The sequence below is a fragment of the Cyanobacterium sp. Dongsha4 genome, from assembly GCF_036345015.1.
GTDB lineage: Bacteria > Cyanobacteriota > Cyanobacteriia > Cyanobacteriales > Cyanobacteriaceae > PCC-10605.
Genome location: NZ_CP084098.1, coordinates 689,711 through 716,041, shown reverse-complemented (window position 1 = coordinate 716,041; position 26,331 = coordinate 689,711). Strand labels below are relative to the sequence as shown.

19 protein-coding genes, 2 tRNA genes and 3 rRNA genes are annotated in these 26,331 nt (G+C 37.7%); 14 read left to right on the top strand and 10 right to left on the bottom strand.

The window, feature by feature from the left end:
* Nucleotides 1-495: 495 nt before the first annotated feature.
* From Dongsha4_RS03120 to petC, 8 genes are all read left to right on the top strand, one after another.
* Nucleotides 496-1,981 (top strand): 16S ribosomal RNA (locus Dongsha4_RS03120).
* A gap of 69 nt (nucleotides 1,982-2,050) precedes the next feature.
* Nucleotides 2,051-2,124 (top strand) — tRNA-Ile (locus Dongsha4_RS03115).
* Nucleotides 2,125-2,126: 2 nt separating this feature from the next.
* Nucleotides 2,127-2,199, top strand: a tRNA-Ala gene (locus Dongsha4_RS03110).
* A 94-nt stretch (nucleotides 2,200-2,293) separates the two neighbouring features.
* A 23S ribosomal RNA gene (locus Dongsha4_RS03105) occupies nucleotides 2,294-5,070 on the top strand.
* Between the two features lie 51 nt (nucleotides 5,071-5,121).
* Nucleotides 5,122-5,238: ribosomal RNA gene (gene rrf / locus Dongsha4_RS03100) — 5S ribosomal RNA — on the top strand.
* Together the 16S, 23S and 5S rRNA genes with 2 tRNA genes alongside form the textbook arrangement of a ribosomal RNA operon.
* 212 nt (nucleotides 5,239-5,450) lie before the next feature.
* Nucleotides 5,451-7,142, top strand: coding sequence for a transglutaminase family protein (locus Dongsha4_RS03095; RefSeq protein ID WP_330204300.1), 1,692 nt, complete (start codon nucleotides 5,451-5,453; stop codon nucleotides 7,140-7,142).
* A gap of 170 nt (nucleotides 7,143-7,312) precedes the next feature.
* Entirely contained in the window at nucleotides 7,313-7,534 is a 222-nt protein-coding gene (locus tag Dongsha4_RS03090) for a DUF2892 domain-containing protein (RefSeq protein ID WP_330204299.1), read from the top strand.
* Nucleotides 7,535-7,668: 134 nt separating this feature from the next.
* The gene (gene petC / locus Dongsha4_RS03085) at nucleotides 7,669-8,205 is read left to right on the top strand and encodes a cytochrome b6-f complex iron-sulfur subunit (protein WP_330204298.1); all 537 of its coding nucleotides are present in this window, start codon (nucleotides 7,669-7,671) and stop codon (nucleotides 8,203-8,205) included.
* 113 nt (nucleotides 8,206-8,318) lie between these two features.
* Here the strand turns inward: petC and Dongsha4_RS03080 are convergent, their stop codons facing one another.
* A complete protein-coding gene (locus tag Dongsha4_RS03080; protein WP_330204297.1) occupies nucleotides 8,319-8,861 on the bottom strand; it encodes a hypothetical protein in 543 nt (180 codons plus the stop codon).
* 476 nt (nucleotides 8,862-9,337) lie between these two features.
* On the opposite strand from Dongsha4_RS03080, the gene Dongsha4_RS03075 reads away from it, so the two are divergent.
* On the top strand, nucleotides 9,338-10,069 hold the full coding sequence (locus Dongsha4_RS03075) for a cytochrome c biogenesis protein CcdA (RefSeq protein WP_324282376.1): 732 nt from the start codon (nucleotides 9,338-9,340) through the stop codon (nucleotides 10,067-10,069).
* A gap of 238 nt (nucleotides 10,070-10,307) precedes the next feature.
* Nucleotides 10,308-11,195, top strand: coding sequence for a CIA30 family protein (locus tag Dongsha4_RS03070; RefSeq protein ID WP_330204296.1), 888 nt, complete (start codon nucleotides 10,308-10,310; stop codon nucleotides 11,193-11,195).
* 220 nt (nucleotides 11,196-11,415) lie between these two features.
* Here the strand turns inward: Dongsha4_RS03070 and carA are convergent, their stop codons facing one another.
* The gene (gene carA / locus Dongsha4_RS03065; RefSeq protein WP_330204295.1) at nucleotides 11,416-12,555 is read right to left on the bottom strand and encodes a glutamine-hydrolyzing carbamoyl-phosphate synthase small subunit; all 1,140 of its coding nucleotides are present in this window, start codon (nucleotides 12,553-12,555) and stop codon (nucleotides 11,416-11,418) included.
* 207 nt (nucleotides 12,556-12,762) lie between these two features.
* Between carA and Dongsha4_RS03060 the strand changes: the two genes are divergently transcribed.
* Nucleotides 12,763-13,737 (top strand): transposase, encoded by a 975-nt coding sequence (locus Dongsha4_RS03060; protein WP_330204294.1) that lies wholly within the window; start codon nucleotides 12,763-12,765, stop codon nucleotides 13,735-13,737.
* Nucleotides 13,738-14,011: 274 nt separating this feature from the next.
* Here Dongsha4_RS03060 and ctpC read toward each other — a convergent pair whose 3' ends face one another.
* The 3 genes from ctpC to Dongsha4_RS03045 form a co-directional block, all read right to left on the bottom strand.
* Entirely contained in the window at nucleotides 14,012-15,277 is a 1,266-nt protein-coding gene (gene ctpC / locus Dongsha4_RS03055) for a carboxyl-terminal processing protease CtpC (protein WP_330204293.1), read from the bottom strand.
* A 151-nt stretch (nucleotides 15,278-15,428) separates the two neighbouring features.
* Entirely contained in the window at nucleotides 15,429-16,418 is a 990-nt protein-coding gene (locus Dongsha4_RS03050) for a J domain-containing protein (protein ID WP_330204292.1), read from the bottom strand.
* A gap of 168 nt (nucleotides 16,419-16,586) precedes the next feature.
* Complete coding sequence (locus Dongsha4_RS03045) at nucleotides 16,587-17,696, bottom strand: site-2 protease family protein (RefSeq protein WP_330204291.1); 1,110 nt, start codon at nucleotides 17,694-17,696, stop codon at nucleotides 16,587-16,589.
* 387 nt (nucleotides 17,697-18,083) lie between these two features.
* Between Dongsha4_RS03045 and Dongsha4_RS03040 the strand changes: the two genes are divergently transcribed.
* Nucleotides 18,084-18,836 (top strand): metallophosphoesterase family protein, encoded by a 753-nt coding sequence (locus Dongsha4_RS03040; protein WP_330204290.1) that lies wholly within the window; start codon nucleotides 18,084-18,086, stop codon nucleotides 18,834-18,836.
* Nucleotides 18,837-19,003: 167 nt separating this feature from the next.
* Here the strand turns inward: Dongsha4_RS03040 and Dongsha4_RS03035 are convergent, their stop codons facing one another.
* Entirely contained in the window at nucleotides 19,004-19,828 is an 825-nt protein-coding gene (locus Dongsha4_RS03035; protein WP_330204289.1) for a biotin--[acetyl-CoA-carboxylase] ligase, read from the bottom strand.
* Between the two features lie 11 nt (nucleotides 19,829-19,839).
* Between Dongsha4_RS03035 and Dongsha4_RS03030 the strand changes: the two genes are divergently transcribed.
* Entirely contained in the window at nucleotides 19,840-20,283 is a 444-nt protein-coding gene (locus tag Dongsha4_RS03030) for a DUF3038 domain-containing protein (RefSeq protein ID WP_330204288.1), read from the top strand.
* 137 nt (nucleotides 20,284-20,420) lie between these two features.
* Here the strand turns inward: Dongsha4_RS03030 and Dongsha4_RS03025 are convergent, their stop codons facing one another.
* The 4 genes from Dongsha4_RS03025 to Dongsha4_RS03010 all read right to left on the bottom strand — a co-directional run bounded on the left by Dongsha4_RS03025 (nucleotide 20,421) and on the right by Dongsha4_RS03010 (nucleotide 23,421).
* Complete coding sequence (locus Dongsha4_RS03025; protein ID WP_330204287.1) at nucleotides 20,421-21,299, bottom strand: sugar ABC transporter permease; 879 nt, start codon at nucleotides 21,297-21,299, stop codon at nucleotides 20,421-20,423.
* A 200-nt stretch (nucleotides 21,300-21,499) separates the two neighbouring features.
* Nucleotides 21,500-22,273 carry an MBL fold metallo-hydrolase gene (locus Dongsha4_RS03020; protein ID WP_330204286.1) on the bottom strand — a complete coding sequence of 258 codons (774 nt, stop codon included), beginning with the start codon at nucleotides 22,271-22,273 and terminating at the stop codon, nucleotides 21,500-21,502.
* 5 nt (nucleotides 22,274-22,278) lie between these two features.
* Complete coding sequence (locus tag Dongsha4_RS03015; RefSeq protein ID WP_330204285.1) at nucleotides 22,279-22,869, bottom strand: aminodeoxychorismate/anthranilate synthase component II; 591 nt, start codon at nucleotides 22,867-22,869, stop codon at nucleotides 22,279-22,281.
* 24 nt (nucleotides 22,870-22,893) lie between these two features.
* Nucleotides 22,894-23,421, bottom strand: coding sequence for a diacylglycerol kinase family protein (locus tag Dongsha4_RS03010; RefSeq protein WP_330204284.1), 528 nt, complete (start codon nucleotides 23,419-23,421; stop codon nucleotides 22,894-22,896).
* A 375-nt stretch (nucleotides 23,422-23,796) separates the two neighbouring features.
* Between Dongsha4_RS03010 and Dongsha4_RS03005 the strand changes: the two genes are divergently transcribed.
* On the top strand, nucleotides 23,797-26,310 hold the full coding sequence (locus Dongsha4_RS03005) for a mannose-1-phosphate guanyltransferase (protein WP_330204283.1): 2,514 nt from the start codon (nucleotides 23,797-23,799) through the stop codon (nucleotides 26,308-26,310).
* Nucleotides 26,311-26,331 lie beyond the last annotated feature (21 nt).

Genomic DNA, 26,331 nt, shown 5'->3' with positions numbered 1-26,331 from the left:
ATGCTCATCTTTTTTTGCTTAGATTTTTGATAACACATGGACATTAAAGCATAATACTAAACCTTTGCAAGTGTGATTCTCAAGGAAAGGAAAGAATCTGAATAATATCTAAAGCATAATTTTGGGAAATAATACCACCACTAAAACAGATATAGTGTCCATACTTTTCCTCATAAAACACCAATCGATACCTTCAATAAAAAAAACAAGAATAATCTTAAAAATTTTAATCCTTGATATATATAGCTTTCAGAGAATAAAGAGGAAGAAAAAGGAAAAAAGTATGTAGAAAAAGTTGCCAAATAAAAAAAGGTTAGTTATATTAGTATTTGTGCGATTGAGCCACCACGCTCAACTCTGACACACCACGAACCTCGATAATTCAATATTTTTCTAGCCATCATAACCAAATAATAATCCTTGTTCAATTCATTTAATTGAAAAACAAAAAAACAGGAATCAGGTTGTGAAAACAAGCAATTGTGAGTAATAACCACTATGGAGAGTTTGATCCTGGCTCAGGATGAACGCTGGCGGTATGCCTAACACATGCAAGTCGAACGGGCTCTTCGGAGCTAGTGGCGGACGGGTGAGGAACGCGTGAGAACCTGCCTCAAGGTCGGGGACAACAGTTGGAAACGACTGCTAATACCGGATGAGCCGAATAGGTAAAAGATTTATCGCCTTGAGAGGGGCTCGCGTCTGATTAGCTAGATGGTGAGGTAAAGGCTTACCATGGCGACGATCAGTAGCTGGTCTGAGAGGATGAGCAGCCACACTGGGACTGAGACACGGCCCAGACTCCTACGGGAGGCAGCAGTGGGGAATTTTCCGCAATGGGCGAAAGCCTGACGGAGCAATACCGCGTGAGGGAGGAAGGCTCTTGGGTTGTAAACCTCAAAACTTAGGGAAGAAAAAAATGACGGTACCTAATGTAAGCATCGGCTAACTCCGTGCCAGCAGCCGCGGTAATACGGAGGATGCAAGCGTTATCCGGAATCATTGGGCGTAAAGAGTCCGTAGGTGGCACTTCAAGTCTGCTTTCAAAGACCGAAGCTCAACTTCGGAAAGGGAGTGGAAACTGAAGAGCTAGAGTATAGTAGGGGTAGAGGGAATTCCTAGTGTAGCGGTGAAATGCGTAGAGATTAGGAAGAACACCAGTGGCGAAGGCGCTCTACTGGGCATATACTGACACTGAGGGACGAAAGCTAGGGGAGCGAAAGGGATTAGATACCCCTGTAGTCCTAGCGGTAAACGATGGATACTAGGCGTAGTGCTGTAAAAGGGACTGTGCCGAAGCTAACGCGTTAAGTATCCCGCCTGGGGAGTACGCACGCAAGTGTGAAACTCAAAGGAATTGACGGGGACCCGCACAAGCGGTGGAGTATGTGGTTTAATTCGATGCAACGCGAAGAACCTTACCAAGGCTTGACATCCTGCGAATCTTGATGAAAGTTGAGAGTGCCTAAGGGAACGCAGAGACAGGTGGTGCATGGCTGTCGTCAGCTCGTGTCGTGAGATGTTGGGTTAAGTCCCGCAACGAGCGCAACCCTCGTCCTTAGTTGCCAGCATTAAGTTGGGGACTCTAGGGAGACCGCCGGGGAGAACTCGGAGGAAGGTGGGGATGACGTCAAGTCAGCATGCCCCTTACGTCTTGGGCTACACACGTACTACAATGGTTGGGACAAAGGGGAGCGAAACCGCGAGGTGGAGCGAATCTCATCAAACCCAGCCACAGTTCAGATTGCAGGCTGAAACTCGCCTGCATGAAGGAGGAATCGCTAGTAATCGCAGGTCAGCATACTGCGGTGAATCCGTTCCCGGGTCTTGTACACACCGCCCGTCACACCATGGAAGTTGGTCACGCCCGAAGTCGTTATTCTAACCCAAGTGGAAGGAGACGCCGAAGGTGGGACTAGTGACTGGGGTGAAGTCGTAACAAGGTAGCCGTACCGGAAGGTGTGGCTGGATCACCTCCTTTAAGGGAGACTTCTATTAAGAAGTCAGCAAGGAAATGGGGGTGGCTAGGAAAATAAAGAAAGAGGTGTTGGGGCTATTAGCTCAGGTGGTTAGAGCGCACCCCTGATAAGGGTGAGGTCCCTGGTTCAAGTCCAGGATGGCCCATTGGGGGTATAGCTCAGTTGGTAGAGCGCCTGCTTTGCAAGCAGGATGTCAGCGGTTCGAGTCCGCTTACCTCCAGAAGAACAAAGTTTAGCACGGTGAGAAATCGCTACTGCTGAACATGGTGTTCAGTGAGAACCTTGAAAACTGCATAGAAAAATAGGGAAAAAAAGGTCAAGAAAAGAAGGGCCGATGGTGGATACCTAGGCACACAGAGGCGAAGAAGGACGTAGCAACCTGCGAAAAGCCTCGGGGAGTCGGAAGCAGACGTAGAGCCGAGGATGTCCGAATGGGGCAACCCTAAAAACACACCTATGATTTAGGTGATGAGCGAACCTGGTGAACTGAAACATCTTAGTAGCCAGAGGAAGAGAAAACAAAAGTGATTCCCCTAGTAGCGGCGAGCGAAGCGGGAAAAGCCTAAACCATTGTCTAAGGAGAATGGGGTAGTGGGACACCAAAAAGTGACCAAGAAAGTTAAATGAACTAGCTGAAAACTAGACCAAAGAAGGTGAAAGTCCTGTAATTGAAAACTGACAAGGCATAGGTGAATCCCGAGTAGTCAGGGATAAGTGGAATCCCTGGTGAATCAGCCACGACCACGTGGTAAGGCTAAATACTACTGTGTGACCGATAGAGAAAAGTACCGCGAGGGAAAGGTGAAAAGAACCCCGGGAGGGGAGTGAAAAAGAACATGAAACCATCGGCTTACAAGCAATGGGAGTCTCATTAGAAGGGATGACCGTGTGCCTGTTGAAGAATGAGCCGGCGACTTACAGGTCGTGGCGGGTTAAGATGAAAAGTCGAAGCCAAAGGGAAACCGAGTCCGAAAAGGGCGTTAGTCACGGTTTGTAGACCCGAACCTTGGTGATCTAACCATGTCCAGGATGAAGCTACCGTAACAGGTAGTGGAGGTCCGAACCGACCAATGTTGAAAAATTGGCGGAGGAGGTGTGGTTAGGGGTGAAATGCCAATCGAACCAAGAGCTAGCTGGTTCTCCCCGAAATGTGTTGAGGCGCAGCGGTGTGAAAGGTCATCGGGGGTAAAGCACTGTTTCGTTGCGGGCTGGGAGACTGGTACCAAGATGAGACAAACTCAGAATACCGATGAATGGTAGCACTAGTGAGACGGTGGGGGATAAGCTTCATCGTCAAGAGGGAAACAGCCCAGACCATCAGCTAAGGTCCCCAAGTACTAACTAAGTGAGAAAGGAGGTGGGAGTGCTTAGACAACCAGGAGGTTTGCCTAGAAGCAGCAATCCTTGAAAGAGTGCGTAATAGCTCACTGGTCAAGCGCTCCTGCGCCGAAAATGAACGGGGCTAAGTTAGTCACCGAAGCTATGGACTACATTGTAGTGGTAGGGGAGCGTTCTATTAAGGGTGAAGCATTAGCGGCAAGCAGATGTGGACGAGATAGAAGTGAGAATGTCGGCTTAAGTAGCGAAAATTAGGGTGAGAATCCCTAACCCCGAAAGCCCAAGGGTTTCTCCAGAAGGTTCGTCCGTGGAGAGTTAGCCCGGACCTAAGGCGAAGCGAAAAGCGTAGTCGATGGCAAGCAGGTAAATATTCCTGCGTGGCTTAATTGGAGTTGCTACAGGGACCCGTGAAAACTAAGCACACCCTGAGTGGATTGGGAGCGAGTAATCGTGAGTGTGGAAAGATAGCGGCAAGAAAAGCTGTAGTAATGTTGAGAATTAAGTCCCGGTACCCGAAACCGACACAGGTGGGCACGTAGAGAATACGAAGGGGAGCGAGGTAACTCTCTCCAAGGAACTCGGCAAAATGACCCCGTAACTTAGGGAGAAGGGGTGCCACCGAGAGGTGGTCGCAGTGAAGAGTCCCAGGCGACTGTTTAGCAAAAACATAGGTCTCTGCAAACTCGAAAGAGGAGGTATAGGGGCTGACGCCTGCCCAGTGCCGGAAGGTTAAAGAAGTTGGTCAGCGAAAGTGAAGCTAGCGACTGAAGCCCCGGTGAACGGCGGCCGTAACTATAACGGTCCTAAGGTAGCGAAATTCCTTGTCGGGTAAGTTCCGACCCGCACGAAAGGCGTAACGATCTGGGAGCTGTCTCGGAGAGAGGCTCGGCGAAATAGGATTGTCTGTGAAGATACGGACTACTTACACTTGGACAGAAAGACCCTATGAAGCTTTACTATAGCTTGGAATTGTGTTCGGGCTGGCAGTGCGCAGGATAGGTGGGAGGCGAAGAAGTATTCCTTGTGGGGGATACAGAGCCAACGGTGAGATACCACTCTCTGCTAGCTAGAATTCTAACTCATTTGAGGACAGTTTCAGGTGGGTAGTTTGACTGGGGCGGTCGCCTCCAAAATGGTAACGGAGGCGTACAAAGGTTACCTCAGACTGGTTGGAAATCAGTCGAAGAGTGCAAAGGCAGAAGGTAGCTTGACTGCGAGACCAACAAGTCGAGCAGGGTGGAAACACGGTCTTAGTGATCCGACGGTGCTGTGTGGAAGGGCCGTCGCTCAACGGATAAAAGTTACTCTAGGGATAACAGGCTGATCTCCCCCAAGAGTTCACATCGACGGGGAGGTTTGGCACCTCGATGTCGGCTCATCGCAACCTGGGGCGGAAGTACGTCCCAAGGGTTGGGCTGTTCGCCCATTAAAGCGGTACGTGAGCTGGGTTCAGAACGTCGTGAGACAGTTCGGTCCATATCCGGTGTAAGCGTGAGAATATTGAGAGGAGCCTTCCTTAGTACGAGAGGACCGGGAAGGACGCACCGCTGGTGTACCTGTTATCGTGCCAACGGTAAACGCAGGGTAGCCAAGTGCGGAGAGGATAACCGCTGAAAGCATCTAAGTGGGAAGCCCACCTCAAGATGAGTATTCTGGTGTAAGGTCACGGGAAGAAGACCCGTAAATAGGCACAAGGTGGAAGTGCAGTAATGTATGAAGCCGAAGTGTACTAATAGACCGTCATCTTGACCTAAGGAACTATAAAATTCTATGCAGTCTTGAAGGTTGTTCCTTCGAGAGTATAGCTGGTGTGATTAGCATTATGGAACCACTACGAACCATCCCGAACTCGTGGGTGAAACATAGTAGCGGCGACGATACTGCTTGGGAGACCGAGTGGGACAATAGTTCCATGCCAGCTTCAACATTCATTCTTTACAATTCTATCTTTCATCGAAACATCAAAGACAAAGAATCACCTCACATTGTGTAGGTGATTTTTTATTTATGTCTCTTAATTGTTCATCATAAGCAATTCCTAGGGAAATAAATTTGTTATGTTGTCTAATGGTTGATAACGACTGACTAATTAAAATAAATTGTGGTCAGATAATCAAATTATTTTAACTTGATATGAATTCTCCTTTTTGTGAATCTGCTTTTTCTGCAACTATTAGACCAATTATTGCTACTTCTGTTGATGGTCTTATTTTTATTGATAATCATTTATTGGCGATCGATTCTCGTAATGGTTATCTATTATTAATTAATCCGAAGAATAGTGTCACGAAAATTGTCAACAATTCTTCTTGGCAAGATTTTATTGGTGCAAAGGGGCTGTGTATTTCTGAGAATAAGCTATGGTTTACAAGTAGGGAGTATATTTATTATTGTTCCATTGAATGGGAAAAGGATAATCTTGTTATTACTTCTAAGCCTTTTTGTGCTTTTTCTCTTTCTTATCCTGCTAATGGAATTGCGGTTTGGGAAAATACTATTTACATTACAACCCAGAGAACAGGACATATTCTAGTTTATTCTTTGGATGGTACTGCAATTACTAAATTTTATGCTCCGGGTATTGGTGCGGAAAATATTACCGTAAAAGGAGAAGAAATTTGGTTATGTGACTCTATTGAACAAACTGTATATTGCTTGGATAGGGCGACAGGAGAAGTTAAATATAGTATTTTAACTCCTTTTGAATCTCCTACGGCTTTGGCTTTTTACTATGATGAAAAAACAGGAAAGGAGACTTTATATGTAGCTTATAGTGATCAAGAGCCTTATATTCGTGATAATCCCAATGCAGAACCGAATCATGAATTATTATATCGCGATCGCACTTTTATTCATCCTTTATATTTCTATTTTGATGAAGAAAATAAATATACTCTTTCTAATGGCTTTTTGTTAGAAATGACTTATGTAGAAGAAATTTCTCCGTTAGATCATTTAGAACTTAAAAATTTAGAATGGCGTATTGCTCTACCCACAGAGAGTGCGAGACAAAAAATAAAAAGTATCGAAGCAGTTGGTTTGCCATATATAGAAGAAGATTATCAAGGTCAAAAAGTTGCATTATTTAAGTTCCCAGAATTTAACACTGATGAGCGCTATGTTTTTGGTTGGCGGGTGATATTAGAGGTTTGGAGCATTAAGTATCAATTAAAGCCCCGTGATTGTGAAGCATTACCTCCATTGTCGCCTGAATACGAAAGTAAATATTTGGTTGATGATGATAATTTGGCAATGAATACAGATGTTATTTTAAGGGCGGCAGAAGATGCTAGAGGTTCAGAAACAAATCTATTACGCAAAATGTATAATATTCGTAATTATGTCTATGATCATTTGACTTACGGTATTAAGCCTCATATTGACACCCCTGATATTGTTTTAAAAAGGGGCGTTGGTTCTTGCGGTGAATATTTGGGTTTGTTACTGGCTTTATCAAGATTAAATGGAATTGCCTGTCGCACGGTTGGTCGCTACAAATGTCCATTAAAAGTACTCCATTTTGGGATACCTTTAGTGCCAGATTTTAATCATGTCTGGATGGAGTTTTATTTGCCTGGTATTGGTTGGTTGCCGATGGAGTCTAACCCAGATGATTTAGAAGATTCTAATATTTATCCCACTCGATTCTTTATGGGTTTATCTTGGTATCATGTGGAAATGGCGAAAGATGTACCTTTTGAAACCTTAAAAAGTGAAGGGGAGTTGATTAATAAGGAAACAACTTCTATTGGTCAATTAGCAATTAATCATGTTTCTTTTACTATTATGGAAGAATTAAGACCTACTGGAAGTGAAGAAGGTTGATCATAAGAGCTTAATTTGAAGTTCATTATTTTGTAGAATTGTCAATATTGCTATTTAGTTATATAATGATAATTAGTTGATTAAGATTTGTAAACAAAATAACGATCAACAGTAATTATTTATTTTGTCATAGCATTTCGATTCAATAAAAAATCAATTGGGGTTGAAAAATGATGTTAAACAATGTGGGAAAAAGCGATCGCTTTTTGCGTTTAATTTTTGCTTCTATTTTAGGCTATTTAGGCTTATTCATCTATGATGGAACTGCTTTAGGTCTTGGTTTAGCGACTGCATCGGTATTGTTAACAATTAGTGGTGTATTTGGTTTTTGCTTTCTTTACACCGTATTGGGTATTAATACTAACAACGCCCGTGAAAGTTCTAAATACTAATATCAAATACTAGATTTTATCTGGTTCTAAACAAAATTAACCGAGATATGATGTGGCTCTTTCTATCTTGATTTCACGCAGAATAGACTTCAAAAACAACAGAATGTAAACAAAAATTAGGGGACATATAGATTATGGAACAGAGTTTTCCTTATGATCAAAGTGCATCAATGTCGAGACGAAATTTACTAAATTTTATCACAGGAGCGGCGATCGCAGTTACGGCTGGTGGAGTATTATATCCTGTTGGAAAATTTTTTATTCCCCCTTCTGATGTGGGAGAAGACGGCTCGATTTTGGCGAAAGATGTTAATGGTAATTTAATTCCTGCTTCTCAAATTTTAGCAGAACCGATGGGAACAAGAGCTTTAGTAGCGGGTTTAGCAGGAGAACCAACTTACTTAACTATTAAAGATGATGGAACATTACATCCTTGGGGAATTGTCGATAACTGTACTCATTTAGGTTGTACTTTTCCCTGGAATGGTAATGAAAATCAATTTCAGTGTCCCTGTCATGGGTCAAGGTACGATGAGGAGGGAAGAGTTGTTCGAGGTCCTGCCCCTTTACCGTTAAAATTAGCACATATAAATATTGACGGTGATTATATCAGGATTTCTCCTTGGATGGAAAATGATCCTCGCACAGGGGAAAAACCTTGGTGGGTTTAAATCCTTGAAAAATTAGGAATTAGGAATTTATCTGAATCAGCGATTTTTTCTTGCTAAAGAATCGGGGTAACTTGTCATTCGTTGAACAGACATTCGTTGAACAGAGATGATAGCTACTTTTCATTTTCTATGAATGTAGAAGTAGTTAATAACTCCATAGGATTCATTTGTAAATTGTAAGATACCCAAGCAAAACCACTACTAAACAAGATAAAAGTTGTCACTAAAGTACCCGTTAAAAGTTTTACTTTATGTCTTAAAGATTCTATTTCTAAACGGTTTTTTCTAATAGTTGGCAACAATTCTGTTTCTATTATTTCAGGTTCAATAGCAGTAGTTTGTTTTTCGGGAAACTCAACAAGGCTATATAACCAATCTGTTATTAATTGAGGACATTTGGGTTGTAAATATAGTTTTACTCCCAAAGATTTGGCTAAAGGGCGAGGAAAACGAGTTAGATATTTGAGAGTTGCGTTGATTCCCCATAGTGGACAATACTTATTAATTAAATTGATAGTGGCAATATCATAGAGACAGCCAACAATTCCTTTTGCTGTAGCTTCTTCTCTACGAAAAAGTTGATCAAGAAGTATCAATATTTCTCTTAGTTTTTTCTCCTCTAAATTTTTTTCTTCTTGAGTTTTAGTTTTAGACATGATTTTTATTTAGCTTAAATTTAATGGCGTTTTAAATCTAATTAAATTGATTTAATCTATATAATTTTGTTTTTTATTATTATACAAAATATTTTTTTTGCAATCTTTACTTAGCAATAAATGTTACGTGTTTGCGAAGAATATTTATTTAAAATATATTTGCTTTTCTTAGATAATTGCAATAGTTTTTGAATAACACTACATCAAAATTCTATCCATCTTTAATCTTATAATTTATTTTTATAAAATTCAATATCTATTTGATTAAGATCAATCTAATTCAAAATACTTATAGAGAATTGACAATAATGGAAATTTTTGGTAGCGAGATAAAATAATCAGTAATAAATTTTATTTTCATATTTTGGACCAAAATAAATAACACTAAATCATATGGATAAATGCGTCTTAGCTTCTGTCGGTGTATCATAGATTAGGGCAAAAGCAGTCAATATTCTAATCGTAAAAAAATAAATATGTTAGAGTCTTTTTCTAATCAACTTTATTATCTACAACAGTTTGCCAACGAATTAGTTAATAATCAATTACATCAAGTCTCTATTTTTAGTTTTTTGATTATTTTTGTAACTGGTTTAATCACCAGTTTAACTCCTTGTATGTTATCGATGCTTCCTCTAACTATTGCTTATATTGGCGGTTATGAAAGTAAAGGGAGATTATCTTCTTTTTTGCAATCAGCGTATTTTGCTTTAGGATTAGCGACAACTCTTGCTTTGTTGGGAGTTTTCGCCGCTTTATTAGGTAGGGTTTATGGTCAAATTGGTACTGGATTACCAATATTTGTAAGTGCGATCGCAATTTTAATGGGTTTAAATTTATTAGAAATAGTACCTTTAAAATTTCCTAATTGGGATGCTAGTAATTGGGTAAAAGATAACTTTCCTAATAGCCTTAAATCCTATCTTCTAGGACTAACTTTTGGTTTAATTGCCTCTCCATGTAGTACCCCTGTTTTGATAACACTATTAGCTTTTGTTGCCAGTAGCGAAAATATATTTTTAAGTTCTTTATTACTGGTAAGTTATGCAATTGGATATGTTTTTCCTTTGATATTAGCAGGTACATTTACAGGCACATTAAAAAGTTTATTAAATTTACGAGTTATTACCCAGTGGATTAATCCTATTAGTGGAGCGATATTACTAATTTTTGGTATTTATTCTTTGGGTTCTTATTTAGTCGCTTAAAACTTTACTTTTTTTAACTCTTAAGCCCGTTATTAATGAAAATAGTGAAATTAAAACCACAATCAGGCTAAAACTTAGTTAAGTCAAATATTCTTATGGTTTACTGAAATAATTTTAAGTTATGAACATCAAACAATTATGGGAAACTCTTACTTTTTTTGAGGTTATTCCTTTTTTTAACTGTTTTACAAATTTTTTCAATATTTCTCAACACAAAACTTCACCTCTAATTTCAACCATGAATTTTACTCTAATTTGTTATGATCATAGTCCTTTAGCCCAAGAAACCCTCAACAATCTTCAAAAACAAAATATACCTCTGCGTATTCTTAACACATCTTCGTTTAATCTTAATCCTTCTGAACAAACTGAAATTATAAAAATCAACTTTCTCCAAGACAGTTTATCACCCCATTTATTGGAAAGAGTCGATCGCATTTTTTGTTTTCCTCAACCTGGTATTAATAATTTAATCAATCTGATTAATCAACAACTTTTTCCCAGTGAAATCATTTTATGTGACTTACGCCATAGCAATGAAAATCAGAGATATATTTGGGGTGCAGTAGATGATGTGGTAATGGGAGGAGTGAGTAGTAGTAACTTATTTTTTAAGGAAGATAAAGCCATCTTTACTGGCAACGTCTCGACAGATAACAACGGCGGTTTTGTGTCTGTGAGAAGCAAAAATTTTAATCCCCCTTGGGATTTATCGGCTTATGAGGGTATCCGATTGAGAGTACAAGGAGATGGAAATAGATACAAATTTATTACCCGTTGTGAGGGAAAATGGGACGGTATCAGTTATTGTTATTCCTTTAATACGATTGCGAATGTTTGGATGACTATTGATATACCTTTCAGAGATTTAATACCTGTATTTCGGGCGAAAACCATCAATGCAGATAAATTTGATCAAACCAAAGTTTACTCTTTACAGCTAATGTTGAGTAAATTTGAATATGATGGTGCATATAATCCCACTTTTCGGGCAGGTGTTTTCAGCTTAGAAATAGATTCCATCAAAGCCTATGGTAAGCAAAATTCGCCCCAACTAATTTTGATGGATAATCAAGATAAATGGAAAGATTATGCCATCAATTCACCTTTAAAAGTGATGTCATAGAGGGGTAGCTCGGGTATTGGGGTGTTGGGGAGAAACGAGTTCGGAGGTGTCAGGTTTCAGGTTGTGGGTGTTGGGAGAAAGTAATAAGTAACGAGTAATGAGTGTTCGGAGTTTTTAATTATTCACCCCAACATTATTTACCTTTGCCCATTGCCCTTTTAACTTTGCCTTTTGCCCTTGTCGCCATCACTCATAGATAAAAATTTATCCCAAACTCAGGTTATTTATTATCCCTCATTAATTTTACAAATTGTTCAAACAAATAATCAGCATCATGAGGGCCTGGACTTGCTTCAGGATGATATTGTACTGAGAAAAATGGTAGATTCTTGTGTTTCAAACCTGCCACAGTATGATCATTAAGGTTGAGATGGGTTATTTCTACATCCGCCCCTAAAGATTCTTCTGTCACCGCAAAACCATGATTTTGGCTGGTAATTTCTACTTTTTGTTTTAATCCTGCAGGTTGGTTTAAACCTCTATGTCCGAATTTTAGTTTAAAGGTTTGTGCCCCTAGAGATAAACCAAGAATTTGATGTCCCATACAAATCCCGAAAGTGGGCTTTTTCGCCTCTAAAAGAGCTTTTGCTGTGGCAATACCTTCGGCTACCGCAGAGGGGTCCCCCGGTCCGTTGGAGAGGAATATACCATCAGGATTATATTTGAGGATTTCTTCGGGGGAGGTATTAGCAGGAACAACAATTACTTTACAACCATAACTCGCTAGACGGCGAAGAATATTACGTTTGATACCAAAATCGATGGCAACTACTGTATATTTTTCCTTATCCGCTAAACTGGCTTTAGGACTAAATTCCCATTCAGAATTCGTGCTTTCATGCCATTCGTAAACTTCTTTGGTGGTCACTTCTTTAACAAGGTTTAAACCTGCCATAGAAGGCACTGTACGAAGTTGAATTAATAATTCTTCTGGATCTAGGGTTTCTGTGGATATAGCTCCATTCATCGCACCAGAGATGCGTAAACGGCGAGTTAGGTCACGGGTGTCGATGCCGTAGATAGCAATAATATTATGTTGTTTTAGATAGTCTGGAAGGGATTGGGTAGAACGCCAATTACTGGGGCGATCGCATATATTACGGGCAATAACACCTTTAATGTGGGGTTGATGGGATTCATCATCTTCTGGGTTAATTCCTGTATTTCCCAATTCAGGATAAGTAAAAGTAACTATTTGTCCGCAGTAACTGGGGTCTGTCATCACTTCTTGATAACCTGTCATTCCCGTGTTGAAAACAACCTCTCCAAAAGTTGTTCCTGTAGCGCCGCAGGAGTAACCCTGATAGGCAGTGCCGTCTGCTAAAACTAACAATGCTGGTTTAAAACTAAAAATAGACATAAGCAGTGGTGATGGATTTTATATTTTACTTAACAATTCTCGTGGTTGATTATTTATTCTCATCCTCATCAACATACACTAATTTAACGTTTCTATGCTACTGTTATTTGAGCTATTCTTGACAAACATAACTAATATCAGTCACATTAATAATGGCAATAGTTTGTTTGAGTTAGACGCTTAATTAATTGGGGTAGGGTTGAGATTATGAGTCCAAGAAAATTATCCGATGGCGATCGCCAAGAAATATTATCTTTATATCGCAATACCAACGAGACAACCTCAACATTGGCGGTACGTTTTGGGGTAAGCAGTTCTACAGTGAGTCGTTTTCTTAAAAATAGTCTCACGGAAACGGAATACGAAGATTTAATTCAAGAAAAACGTTTAGCACGTACCACAAAAAACCCCGAGGAGGAAATGGAGGAAAAAATAATCGATCACTCCTCCAAAGATGCTATGGAAAATGATATTGATGAGGATTCTAGCACCATTAAACAAGATCAAGAAGAGGCACAGTTAAATTTATATTTTGAAGACGAAAACGAGAATTTATCTTTATCTTCAGAAACACAGGAATTAAAAACAATTTCTCTTCATCAAGAGAACATTTCCGTAACCCCAAAAATACAACTTAAGGAAAAAGATAAAACAGCTAATCATGTGATACTAGAGGCACAATCAGAAGAAATAGAAATTAACGAAGAGGAGGAAGAAGTATTAGAGTCTGTCCAAGTTTTGGCGGCAATGTATGGAGAGGATATGGAAGATGAAATAGAAGACATAGAAGAAGATGAAGAAGCCGAGGAAGATTTCGAGGATGAAGAAATAGAGAAAAAACTCATTGTTTCTAATCCTATTGCCGAAAGTCAGTTACAAGTGCTACCCCTAGAAAATGCTACTTTCCCTAAAGTTTGTTATCTTGTGATTGATCGTTATGCGGAGTTGGTGACTAAGCCCCTCAAAGATTTTGGACATCTGGGGAAAATACCCGGGTCAGAAATTTTACAATTAACCCTACCTATTTTCGATAATCATAAAGTTGCTAAACGATTTTGCGATCGCAAAGGAAAGGTCATCAAAGTGCCTGACGGTAAAATGTTACAGAAAACCTCTATCTACCTCAAAGCAAAAGGTATTAGTCGTATTCTGATTGACGGCAAAATTTATTCTCTTAATTGATTGAAAAGGGCAAGAGGCAACCTGAGTTCGGAGTTCGGAGTTAAAACTTAGGTGTATTGACAAAAATAATAAACAAATTGATTTTACATCTTTTTTTCTAAGTTTAATAGTTTTTATCGGTATCAAGAGAGTTAATGATCCCTCTTATGCTTTACTCTACAGGGTTTTTATCATCGAACTCAGGCGAGGCAAGGGGCAAAAGTGTTTAATTAACACGCTTCCCTAACACCCCAATACCCCAATCCCCTAACACCTGAAACCTGTAACCTATTAATTATTTTTTCGCCACCTGTTGGGAAAGTATTTCTAAGGCTTTGCGATATTGAGCATCTTCTGGAGTACCGATTTTATCACGGTCTTGGATCAGAACTTCTTTTTCCGCATCTGTCATTTCATAGACAACATCAGGAGTTATTCCTTCTTTATTGATGTCTCTGCCCTTTGGAGTTAGATATTTAGCGATAGTTACCGCTAATCCTGAACCATCCCCTAAGCCTCTGACCGATTGTACTAAACCTTTACCAAAAGTTTGTGTTCCCACAACTGTTGCTCTATGATAATCTTGCAATGCACCGGAGAGAATTTCACTGGCACTAGCAGAACCACCATCGACGAGAACAACAATAGGTTTATTGGTTAAAACGCTACCATTAGCATTGTGAACATCCACTTCTCCAACTCTGTCAACAGTAGAGACGATTCGACCTTTATCGATAAACATTCTGGCAATTTCTACACTGGAATATAACAAACCACCGGGATTCGATCGCAGATCTAGGATATAACCATTTACATTTTCTTTTTCCCCAAGTTCGATCGCATCTTTCATTTCTTGGGCGGCATTACCACTAAATTGAACCAAACGAATATAGCCAATTTTTCCTAAGTTAGGAGTATTTTCGATTCTTGCTCTTACAGGATGAATTTCAATTTTGGCTCTAGTGAGAGTATAATCTTTTACTTTTCCTTCCCTTTCAATAGTTAACGTTACCTGAGTACCGGGTTTGCCACGAATTAGAGAAACAACGTCATTCAACTCCATCCCCTCGGTATTTTTACCATCAACTTTGCGAATAATATCTTTAGAAATAATACCAGCCTCAGCCGCAGGAGTATCTTCAATGGGAGAAATAACGACAATATTATTGGTTTCTTCTTCTTTTGTGATTTGGATTCCTACCCCTGTTAACTCTCCTGAAGTATCAATTTGCATACTCTTAAACTCTTCAGGATTCATAAAACGAGTATAAGGGTCATTGAGCTTCTTCAGCATTTCCTTGACTGCTTCATAGGCTTCTTCCTTATCGCTATATTCCTTGTCGAGATACTCTTGTCTAATTCCTCGCCAATCTTCTCCATTAAAAGTGGCATCTACATATTGTCTATTAATTACTTGCCAAACTTCATCAACGATTTCTTTGGGGCTATCTTCAAAAAATGCTTGACTTTGGGACACCCTTAAGCCAATACCTGTCATAGCAACACTAGAAACAGCTAAGGCAGTTGCTCCCAAAATTAGCCCACGTTTAGTAATTTTCATATTCAATTAACTCGTCTCAAAACTCTATATTTAGGATGTAGGAATATCCAGTTAATTTTAACTAGAGGATGGTTTCTCTTTATTAAGATGCTAACACAATAGACCTTTAGGAATTTGTAATTAGCTTTGACCCGATGATTCTATATTTTTTTTACAATCGTGTATGTGTATAAAGATCAATAAAATCTTGACGGGGTTTAAATTGTTCCACTTCCCTGATTTTGGCGTATAGCTCCTTCTCCTCCTCGCTCACTTCAGGTGGGATAACAATATTAATAATAACTAATTGATCTCCTCTTTCTCCTCGTATATTAGGATAACCTTTATTGGCTAATTTTAATCTTTGTCCTGATTTTACCCCAGCAGGAACATTCATTTTCACTAAACCATCAATGGTAGGAACTTCGATCGCACCTCCAACTATTGCTTCAGATGGAGTCAAAGGAACTTCACAGGAAATATCAGAACCTTGTAGAGTGAAAAAGGGATGAGGTTCAATTAAAATCTTTAAATACAAATCTCCTCCTTTAATACCTTGACCTTTCAAGCGTATTTTTTGCCCATGATACATACATGGTGGCATATCTACTTCAAGCGATCGCCCATCTTCCAATCTGATTCTTTCCCTTCCCCCTTCATAGGCTTTAGTCAGAGGTAAAGTCAGTTTAGCCTCAATGTCTTTGGGTTGGGTGCGAGGAGAGGGGGTGGACTTGATGGTTTTAGTAGTCCCCGGACGAAAATCACCGATATTAGGAGAATTGGGGCGATAAGTAGAATTTTTATTACCAGAGGAAGCACCATTAGAGGATCGAACATTATCTTGCCAAAAACCGCCAATATTAGCATTAGGAAAAGGAAAGCCATTACTAGGGCGTTTTTTCGTTTGACTACCAACAAATCTACGTTTGCCACCCAGAAATTGACTATCATACTGTTGACGTTTTGTGTAATCAGATAGGATGTCGTAGGCTTCATTAATTTGCTTGAACATTTCCTCAGAATTTTGATCTCCCGGATTAACATCGGGGTGATAGCGTCTTGCTAAGGTGCGAAAGGCTTTTTTAACGTCTTCAGGAGAGGCATCACTAGAAATGCCCAATACTTGGTAATAGTTAATCACTGGTGTCCGTAAATTTTGCATAGTCGATACTTAATCAATCCTAACCAGAAAAAGCAAGATTTTGTATTTAACCAAGTTTAGCGTAGATTTGATGTTTCAATTAACCTGAGTTGTGGATTTCTCTAAGAAGAAAAATACTGTCAAATAAAAATGGAATAAAAATAATACTGAGCTAATGAGTAAGAATTTTTATGCTACTTGAGATTGTAAAAACTTAATGATACCTTGTTTCTCAATTAATCCCACAACAAAACCATTTTCTTTAACTACTGTTAATTCCAAATCCTGCTGTTGTTCTAAAAGTTTAACCACTTCCAATAAAGATAAAGTATCCACAACGGTTTTTACTTCTTCTTTTGATTTCATCACTTGATGTACAAATACTTCATTCCATTGAGAAGTTGCGATCGCTCTTATGTCATCCAGATGCAACACACCTGTTAAAATACCATCTTCATCGGTGACGAGGAATTTACGCCATGGTTGTTTGCCAATTACGTATTCGTTAACAAATTGTCTGATAGTTAAATTACCTTGAATAACAGGACTTTCGGGAGAAATCGCATCTTTAGCGTAGTAATGATTCAATTTATCTTCTAATTGGGCAGATTGTGCCGCCGTTCCCGCATTTTGCAGTAAAAACCAACCAATTAAGACAGTCCAAAAATTACCAAAAGGAATTACTCCTAATGTTCCCATTGCCCCTATAGTAATAGCTGTCCAACCAAAAAACTGTCCAAAACGCCCCGCAAAAATTACTCCTTTCTGGGGATTACCTGTAATTTTCCACACAATGGCTTTTAATACATTACCACCATCTAAGGGTAATCCGGGGATCATATTAAATAATGCCAAGACAAGGTTAATGGTTGCTAAGAGAGATACTATTAGTTGTAGTGCTATAGGTAAAGTGAAATTCGTTTCTATGATGAGGAAAATCGCAAAAAGGATTAAACTGACCACAGGACCTGCGATCGCCACGAGAAAAGCCTGTTCAGGGGTTTTAGACTCTTTTTCAAGGGCGGCTAGACCCCCAAAAATAAACAATGTAATTGATTTTACTTCTATTCCCTGACTAATTGCTACAAAACTATGCCCCAATTCATGGGCTAAAACGGAAGAAAATAGCAGTAAAGAAGCAACTAATCCCAATAAAAAAGGAACTAAACCGGGTAAATTTGTTTGATAGGCTAAATCTGTACCAAAAGTTAAAGTCATTAACCCTAAAATCAAAAACCATGAGGGATTGATATAAAAAGGAATGCCAAATAAACTGCCGACTCTGATGTTACCATTCATAAAAAAATAATTCTCCTTGTTTTCAGAGTGATTAATTATTAATTACTAATAACTAGGAAAAAATGTAAATAATTATTACTAAAAAATCTTATTTTTAATTCACTTTCTATTATAAATCAACAAGAAAAACTATAATATTTTATTCTTTCTGGTTTTCCGTCATTTTTAGTTCGGTTATTCTATGTATTTATTTTCTGATTGGTTAGTCAGTCAAGAATTAAGATATGTGTTTTTTCATGGATAGTAGGGAAAATGTAACAAGACATATAAGTAAAGCGTTACTTTTTCAAAGTGGGAATATTAGTCTTTTACTATAGAATAAAACTAAAACACGGCAATCGTTCTTTTAACGGGAAGAATTTTAAGTATTTTTATTGATAAAAATAAATGGTAGTAGCAATAAAAAAAATATTACAAATCACAGACACTCATCTTGACGAAAAATCCACAACTCATGGGCATAATGTTTATGATAAACTGGCCATGGTTTTTGAGCAAACTATTGAAAAAAAAGATTTTGACTTAATTATTTTTTCTGGGGATATTAGCGATAAGGGTAGTTTAAATTCTTATGAGTGGTTAGCAAAAAAAACAGAAAACTATAACAGTAAAATTATTTGGATGGCAGGTAATCATGATAATGTTGATAACATGAAACAGGTTTTTAATTTGCCGTTTCTGATTGATATTGAAAAAAATAAACTTAACTATCAATTAAATTTGTCAGGCATAAATATTTTATGTTTAGATACTAATGATAAATTACTTTCTGATACTCAAATTGATTGGTTAATTGAATCCACGGATGACAATACAATTATTTTTATCCATCATCCTCCTATGACTTGTGCTTCTCCATTTATGGATAATAACCACTCATTGGCAAACTGGGAAATTATCAAAGAAAAACTCTCAACTATATCAAACAAGACTTTTAGATTTTTTTGTGGACATTATCACCAAGAAAGCTATATTTCCTATCAAAATATACATCTTTTTCTTACTCCATCAACAATGTTTCAAATTGACAGACATAAACCCCATTTTCAAATTGCTAATACTTTATCAGGCTATCGAATAATCGAAATATTTGAGGATAAGTCTTTTAAAACCTATTGTGATTATATTTTTATAACTTAGATTAGATTTTTTTAGTAAGTCAAGGAAAAGAAAAAGCAAATAGATAATAGTTAAGAATAAAAACTCCTGATTTTGTTACTTCTATTTATTAATAATTATCATTACTTCGTTGAACCTGATACCTTACTTTATCTGATATTTTTAAGTCAAACTGAGGTTAAATAACTTTATTTTCCTTCTAATACAAAGTATCCTTGAGAATTTTTATTGTAACTAATACTATATTTTTCAGGAGATAACTTGATGATAGTTTTTGCATTTTGAGAGCAAACTTTCATCAATAAATGAGCGTTTTTATTAACTCCTAATATTTCTCCTTTTTGCTGATTAATTAGTGCTGTTTCTTTGTGATTATAAAGTCGGCTATTATATTCTTTGATGACAGAATCAATGCCATAATTTTTGTAAAAGTAATAACCATTCATTATTGCTTTAATCACGAAAAAACCTATTTTTTCTATACTATCAATATCAGGATTTTCACCAACACACAAATAATCGTTTAAACTGATTCCATTGGTTGGAGAATTATTTTGATAATTAATGCCAATTCCAATAACCGCTTTTTTGATTATCGATTTCTCTATTTTTGTTTCCCATAAAATACCCCCTAATTTTTTGCCTTCCAAAATCAAGTCGTTTAACCACTTAATGGCGACAGGAATTTTTATCTTATTAAACTCAGATGCGATCTCGCTTGCACTGAATAGGGTAAGATGGTGTAAACAATCAACAGGCAAGTTTAACTCTAAACCTAAACTTAAGTATAAACCACCGAGATGCGATCGCCAAATATTACCTCTTTGCCCTTTTCCTGCAGTTTGTTGCTTTGCCATAACCACGAATGGAAAGGGAATATTATTTTGCTTTTCCAGTAACCATACTTGGTCATTAGTAGAAGTTAAGGTATCGTATAAATAACAATCTATTTGATTGAGCTTAAAAAGATTATAAGCAAAAGTTTCTGGTAATTTAAAAACTATTTTATTCATATTGTAGTGATATGTTAGAAGAACAAGATAACGGGCAAGAAAATTTTATTGATGTAGAAAAAGTGAACCTTACTCCTAATAAAATAAAGCTAATTTATTTAGGTGTTTTAGCACTAGGAATTAAACTAGAATCAATGGTTATTCCTATTAGTAAATCTGAGCTTGATTTAGTGGTAGAATATATAAGTAAAGTATTGCAAAAAAACGAAGAATTAATCAGAAGGGCTTGTTCTTTGCTTGAACAAATAGAAAACTCTGAACAGAATAACTACTATGGAATAGTCAAAGAATATCTTGATAACTTCTCTAGTTTATCTGAATCAGAAGAAAATTTATCCCTCAATTTGAATCAAGAACAAAAACTATCTTTAGCCCTTAAAGTTTTGACAGATTTACTGTTTTATAGTAGTAGATCAGGACAACGTTATTTACACAAACAATTACAATGTTTATAAGATAAAAAAAGTAGATAAATTGATTTTATTTTTATTGAGAGTTAAGAGAAAAATGTAAAACAGTAATTAACTTCAATTAATAATAAATCATACTCTGGCTTATTGCTTATGGTCATAACACCATTTTCCACCAACCCCTAATTATTGACTCTTTTTGAAAGATATAAATTAGCAATTGATAAAACTAAAATAAAAACAAATAAAACTAATCCCATCGTACAAGCATAACTAATGTCTAACTCTTTAAATGCTTTTTCATAAAGATAATAGACTACTGTTTTAGAAGCGTTGCGGGGGCCTCCCTGAGTGAGAAGATAAACTTCTTCAAAAACTTTAGTTGCACTTAATGCTGAAATTACTGCCACCAAAAAAATATAAGGACTCATCAAAGGGATTGTAATATCAAGATGTTTACGCCAACCATCTGAACCGTCAATTGCACCTGCTTCATACAATTCTGGGGAAATACTTTGTAATCCTGCCAAATAGATAACCATGTAGTACCCTAAACCTTTCCAAATGGTGACAATCATTAAGCTCCAGATTGCCCAATTAGGGCTAGTTAACCAAGGAATGCCGTCCTCTAAGCCTATGCTACGCAAAAATTGATTAAAAAGACCATTTGACCAATAAAGACCCTTCCAAGCCAATCCTGCCACTACCATGGAAACAACTACAGGTGTATAGTAAGCTCCTCGAAACCAAGTAATTGCTTTTAATTTCTGATTGACAAGAATCGCTAACAATAGAGAGAGAATAACTAAAGGAGGTACAACACCAAGTAAATAGATAAAGGTATTAATTAAAGTCTGTCGAAATACCTTGTCTTCGCTCAACTGTCGAAAGTTTTCCCAACCAATCCATTCAGGTGGTTGAGTTAAATCATATTCGTAACGGGTAAAACTCAGAGAAAAAGCCTGTATTGCGGGAAAAAAGACAATAATCCCTAAAACTATTAAAGCAGGAAGGAGAAATAGATAAGGATTAAGAGTTTTTAACCAACGGGAAGAAGTCATATTTTTTTGAGTTCAAAGTTTAGAAAGAGGTTTCGGGTTGCAGGTGGTAAAGGTTTAATATATTCAACCCTTACGGTTTTGGGGTATTGGGGTGTTAGAGAGAAACTAGTTAGGAGTTAGGAGTTAAGAGTTAGAAGTTATTAATTATCAACTATTTACCTTTGCCCTTTGCCCCTTGTCCTTTTGGAGAAATCTATTCACTAATTGCTGAAAACTCTAATTAAAGTACCTTTTGGCGGTAAGTCTTGGGGTTTGATGGTAGTTTGGTTTCCCTGAATGATTTTGATACCCATATCCTCTTCTTGCTTGGCTAGTTCTAAAAATTCATCTACCCTTGCTAAGTCGCATTTCCCCGGTTCAGCCGCATCGGTTAAATATTGAGTGGGGAAGACAACTTTGGGATTTAAAGCCTTAATAGCTGCGATCGCTTCTTGGGCATTATAGGCTTTAGCACTTCCCCCTACAGGTACAAATAAGACATCAGGAGAACCCATAAGAATTCTTTGTTCAATATCAATGGGAGAGGCGATTCCCCCCAAATGAAGAATTTTTAAACCTCCCTGAGTCCATTTCCATGCCACGTTATCACCAAATCTTCTACCTCCTTCTCTGTCATGAAAAGTTTTGATGCCCTGAAATTCGATCGCTTTTACTTGATATACCCCCGGTTCAACCATTAATTGAGGATTATTTGGTAAACCTGCCGCCGAACCTTCATCTAACAAGCGACTGCTAATCATCACAATTTCTACTTCTGGATTTGGTTTGGGGTATCCTGCGGTACAACCTAAAGGCGTAAAAGGATTAACCAAAATTTTCGCTTGAGGATTGCTGAAAACAAAAGCACTATGACCTAGCCATTGAATTGTAACCCCCGTATTATTTTGAGCAGAGCTAGAGGGAGAATACTTGAGAGTTAAAAAAGTAGTTAACAAACCACAGCTTGTGAAGCGAATCCAATCACGGCGTTTCATACTCATTAATCTAAATCTTTCAGGAAATTGCCTAATAATTTTAACCCAGAATCGGTAAGGATGCTCTCAGGATGAAATTGAACTCCTTGAATATGTCTAAATTCTTGATGACGAATTCCCATTACAATTCCATCTTCTGTCCATGCAGTTATTTCTAAAACAGGGGGAATAGTCTCTTTTTCCACAATTAAACTATGATAACGAGTGGCGGTCAAAGGGTTAGGTAAATCTTGAAAAACTCCGATGTTGTTGTGTTTAATTTCTGATGTTTTTCCGTGCATTAACACTGGTGCGGATACCACTTTTCCCCCAAAAACCTGTCCAATAGTCTGATGTCCCAAACAAACCCCTAAAATGGGATATTCTTGACCTAATTTTTCGACTAATTCTAAACAAATACCAGCAGAATCAGGAGTTCCAGGACCGGGAGAAATTACGATCGCATCTGGCTTTAAAGCGGAAATTTCTGCTAAAGAAATTTGATCATTGCGAACAACCCTAATGTCCTGTGCTACCTTGTAATCCGTAGCTAGTTCACCTAGATACTGTACTAAATTGTAAGTAAAACTATCGTAATTATCGATAACCAGAATCAACCTGTTTTCTCCTCTATATAATTTTTAGCTTAAGATTGAGATTATTAAGTCTATCCCATGAGGTAACAAAATAAAACCTGCCACCAATAGAGAAGCCATAGAACCAATTAAAACAGCTCCTGCCGCACAATCTTTGGCAATTTTTGCTAAGTCATGATAAGTCTGCTTGACGGTAAGATCAACTACAGACTCCAAAGCAGTATTCAACAATTCCAAAACCATTACCATAGCACAAGTCAGGGAAATTAAAGCCATTTCGACAGTGGTTGCATGAAGATAAAATCCTAAAGCTAAAGCCACGCTAGTCATTACCGTGTGAATCCGAAAATTGCGTTGAGTGGTAAAGGCATATTTTACTCCCTGCCAAGCATATCTAAAACTCAATCCCAAATTGGTGGCTACTTTCCAAGCTAGATAACGTTTTTCTGACTTGTAATGATAAGTTTTTTCTGAAGAGAAGTTATGATGAACTGGTTGTTGTGTCAGAAATTGCTGGGAATCACTTTGAGAAGTAATTGGTTGCTCATTGCTGATTAATTGAAATTTAGGCATATTATTCACTTTTTATTAAATTTCTTTGATATTTAGATTCTTCAGTATAAGCCGATTATTTAATAATTTATGTTCCCACAGTGAAATTTTAGCTACATTTTTCATGATCTTATATTCTTTCTACTTATAATTATTATCATTTAGATAAATAAAAGCTATGTTTTGTCGCAATTGAGGTAATGACTGATGGTATTTTTATCATATTAAACCTGCTACCTGAAACCTGCCTTTATCAGATATTTTTAAACCGAACTGAAGTTATTTTTAAGTAACAGAAACCACAGTATTTCAATTAAGAAAGATAAATAATGATTTAATATTACGAAAAAATAGTTTACATTTAATAATTGATCATCATAGAGAGTAGGAGGTTATATGCGTGCTGTTTTAATGGCTGGAGGTTCTGGGACAAGGTTACGTCCATTGACTTGTAACCTACCTAAGCCGATGGTTCCAGTTTTAAACAGACCCATTGCAGAACACATCATCAATTTGCTCAAACGTCATGGTATTCATGAAATTATTGCTACTCTTCATTATCTCCCCGATGTGATGCGAGATTATTTTCAAGATGGTCGAGATTTTGGTGTTAATCTCAATTATGCTGTTGAAGAAGAACAACCTTTAGGTACTGCTGGTTGTGTGAAGAATATTGAAGAAATGCTAGATGATACTTTTTTGGTCATTAGTGGTGACAGTATTGCTGATTTTAACTTACAAGATGCGATCGCATTTCACCGAGCCAAAAAATCAAAAGCAACTTTAATTTTGACCAGAGTACCAAATCCCCTTGAGTTTGGTGTTGTTATTACTGATCAAGAAAACAGAATTCAAAGATTTTTAGAAAAACCCTCCACCAGTGAAATTTTTTCCGATACCGTCAATACTGGTACTTATATATTAGAACCTGAAGTATTAAAATATTTGCCCCAAGATGAAGAATGTGATTTTTCCAAAGATTTATTCCCTCAACTTTTGGACATGGGAGAACCTATGTATGGTTACATTGCTGATGCTTATTGGTGCGATGTAGGACATTTAGAAGCCTATCGAGAGGCACATTATTCGGCACTAGAAAAAGAAGTAGAATTACAATTCCCCTATCGAGAAATAGACCAAGGAGTGTGGATTGGGGAAAATACTTACATTCATCCCACTGCCATTGTGGAAAGTCCTGTCTTAATTGGTAGCAACTGCCGTATCGGTGAAAGAGCAAAAATTCTTGCTGGTACAATTATTGGTGACAATGTGACCATTGGTGACGATGCAGAACTTCATCGACCTATTATCTGGAATGGCGTTATTGTGGGAGAAGAATCTTCTTTATCAGCTTGTATTATAGCACGAGGGACAAGAATAGATCGGCGATCGCAAATTTTAGAAGGAGCAGTAATCGGTTCTCTGTGTAACATTGGTGAAGAATCTCAAATTAACATCGGTGTCAGAGTTTGGCCAAACAAAAGAATTGAGCCTGGAGCAATGCTTAATATTAACCTGATTTGGGGAAATATAGCCCATAGTAACCTCTTTGGACAAAGGGGAGTAACGGGACTCGCAAACATTGACATCACCCCAGAATTTGCCGTTAAATTGGGGGCGGCTTATGGTTCAACCTTAAAATCAGGCAGTAGTGTTGTTGTATCCAGAGATCAACGCACAGTATCAAGAATGGTAAGTCGTTCTTTAATTGCAGGTTTGATGTCTGTAGGTATAGATGTACAAAATTTAGAAGCGGCGGCAATTCCCATTTCTCGAACCATGACTCCCAAGTTAGGAGTATCAGGGGGAATTCATGTGAGGTTGCATCCCGATCGCCATGACTATATGTTAATTGAATTTTTTGATACTAATGGAATTAATATTTCCAAAGCCAAAGAAAAGAAAATTGAAGGGGCATATTTTAAAGAAGACTTAAGAAGAGTACAAGCCATTGATATTGGTGATATGTCATATCCTGCTCAGGTAGTGGATACATACCGCAAAACCTTTGAAACTCAACTCAATTTAGAGGCTATTCGTAATAGTGACACCAAAATTGTCATTGATTATGTTTATTCAGTTTCAGGGGCAATCTTACCCCAACTATTGGCAAAATTTGGTTGTGATGCCGTTGTTTTGAATGCTAGTCTCCGTCAAAGGGCAATTTCTAACATTGAAAGGGAAAATTTGCTTTCTCAATTAGGTCATGTGGTAGAGGCTCTAAAAGCAAACTTTGGAGTCCAAGTATCTGCTAATGGTGAATTATTAATTTTAGTGGATGAATCAGGTATTCAAATTCGAGGGGAAGAATTAACAGCTTTAATGGTGAATACAATTCTCACGGCACATCCTAGAGGTACTGTTGTTGTGCCTATGAATACATCCTCTGCTGTGGAACAAATTGCCCGTCGCCACGATGGTAAAGTTATTCGCACAAAAGTCAATCCCAGTGCTTTAATGGAAACCAGTCAAAATACTGCTAATGTGGTGTTAGGAGGAAGTGGAGACATGGGTTTTATTTTTCCGAAGTTGCACCCCGGTTTTGATGCGATGTTTACCATTGCCAAATTAATAGAAATGTTAACCGTTCAAGAGCGCTCTTTAACACAGGTAAAAAGTGAACTGCCGATGGTTTGTCATAAATCCATTACCCTCCGTTGCCCTTCTAAAACGAAAGGCTCATTAATGCGTTATCTCATTGAAACTGAATCCCCTGAAAAGTTAGAACTAATTGATGGAGTCAAAATAAAAGAAAATCATACTGATAATTGGGTTTTAATTTTACCTGATGGCGGTGAACCTCTCGTTCATATTTATGCGAATAGTGATAGTCGAGAATGGGTGGACGAACATTTACAGGTATATCGAGATAAAGTCCAAAGTTTTATTATTCAACAACATAGCCTTTAACTTTTAGCAAGGGGTAAAGGG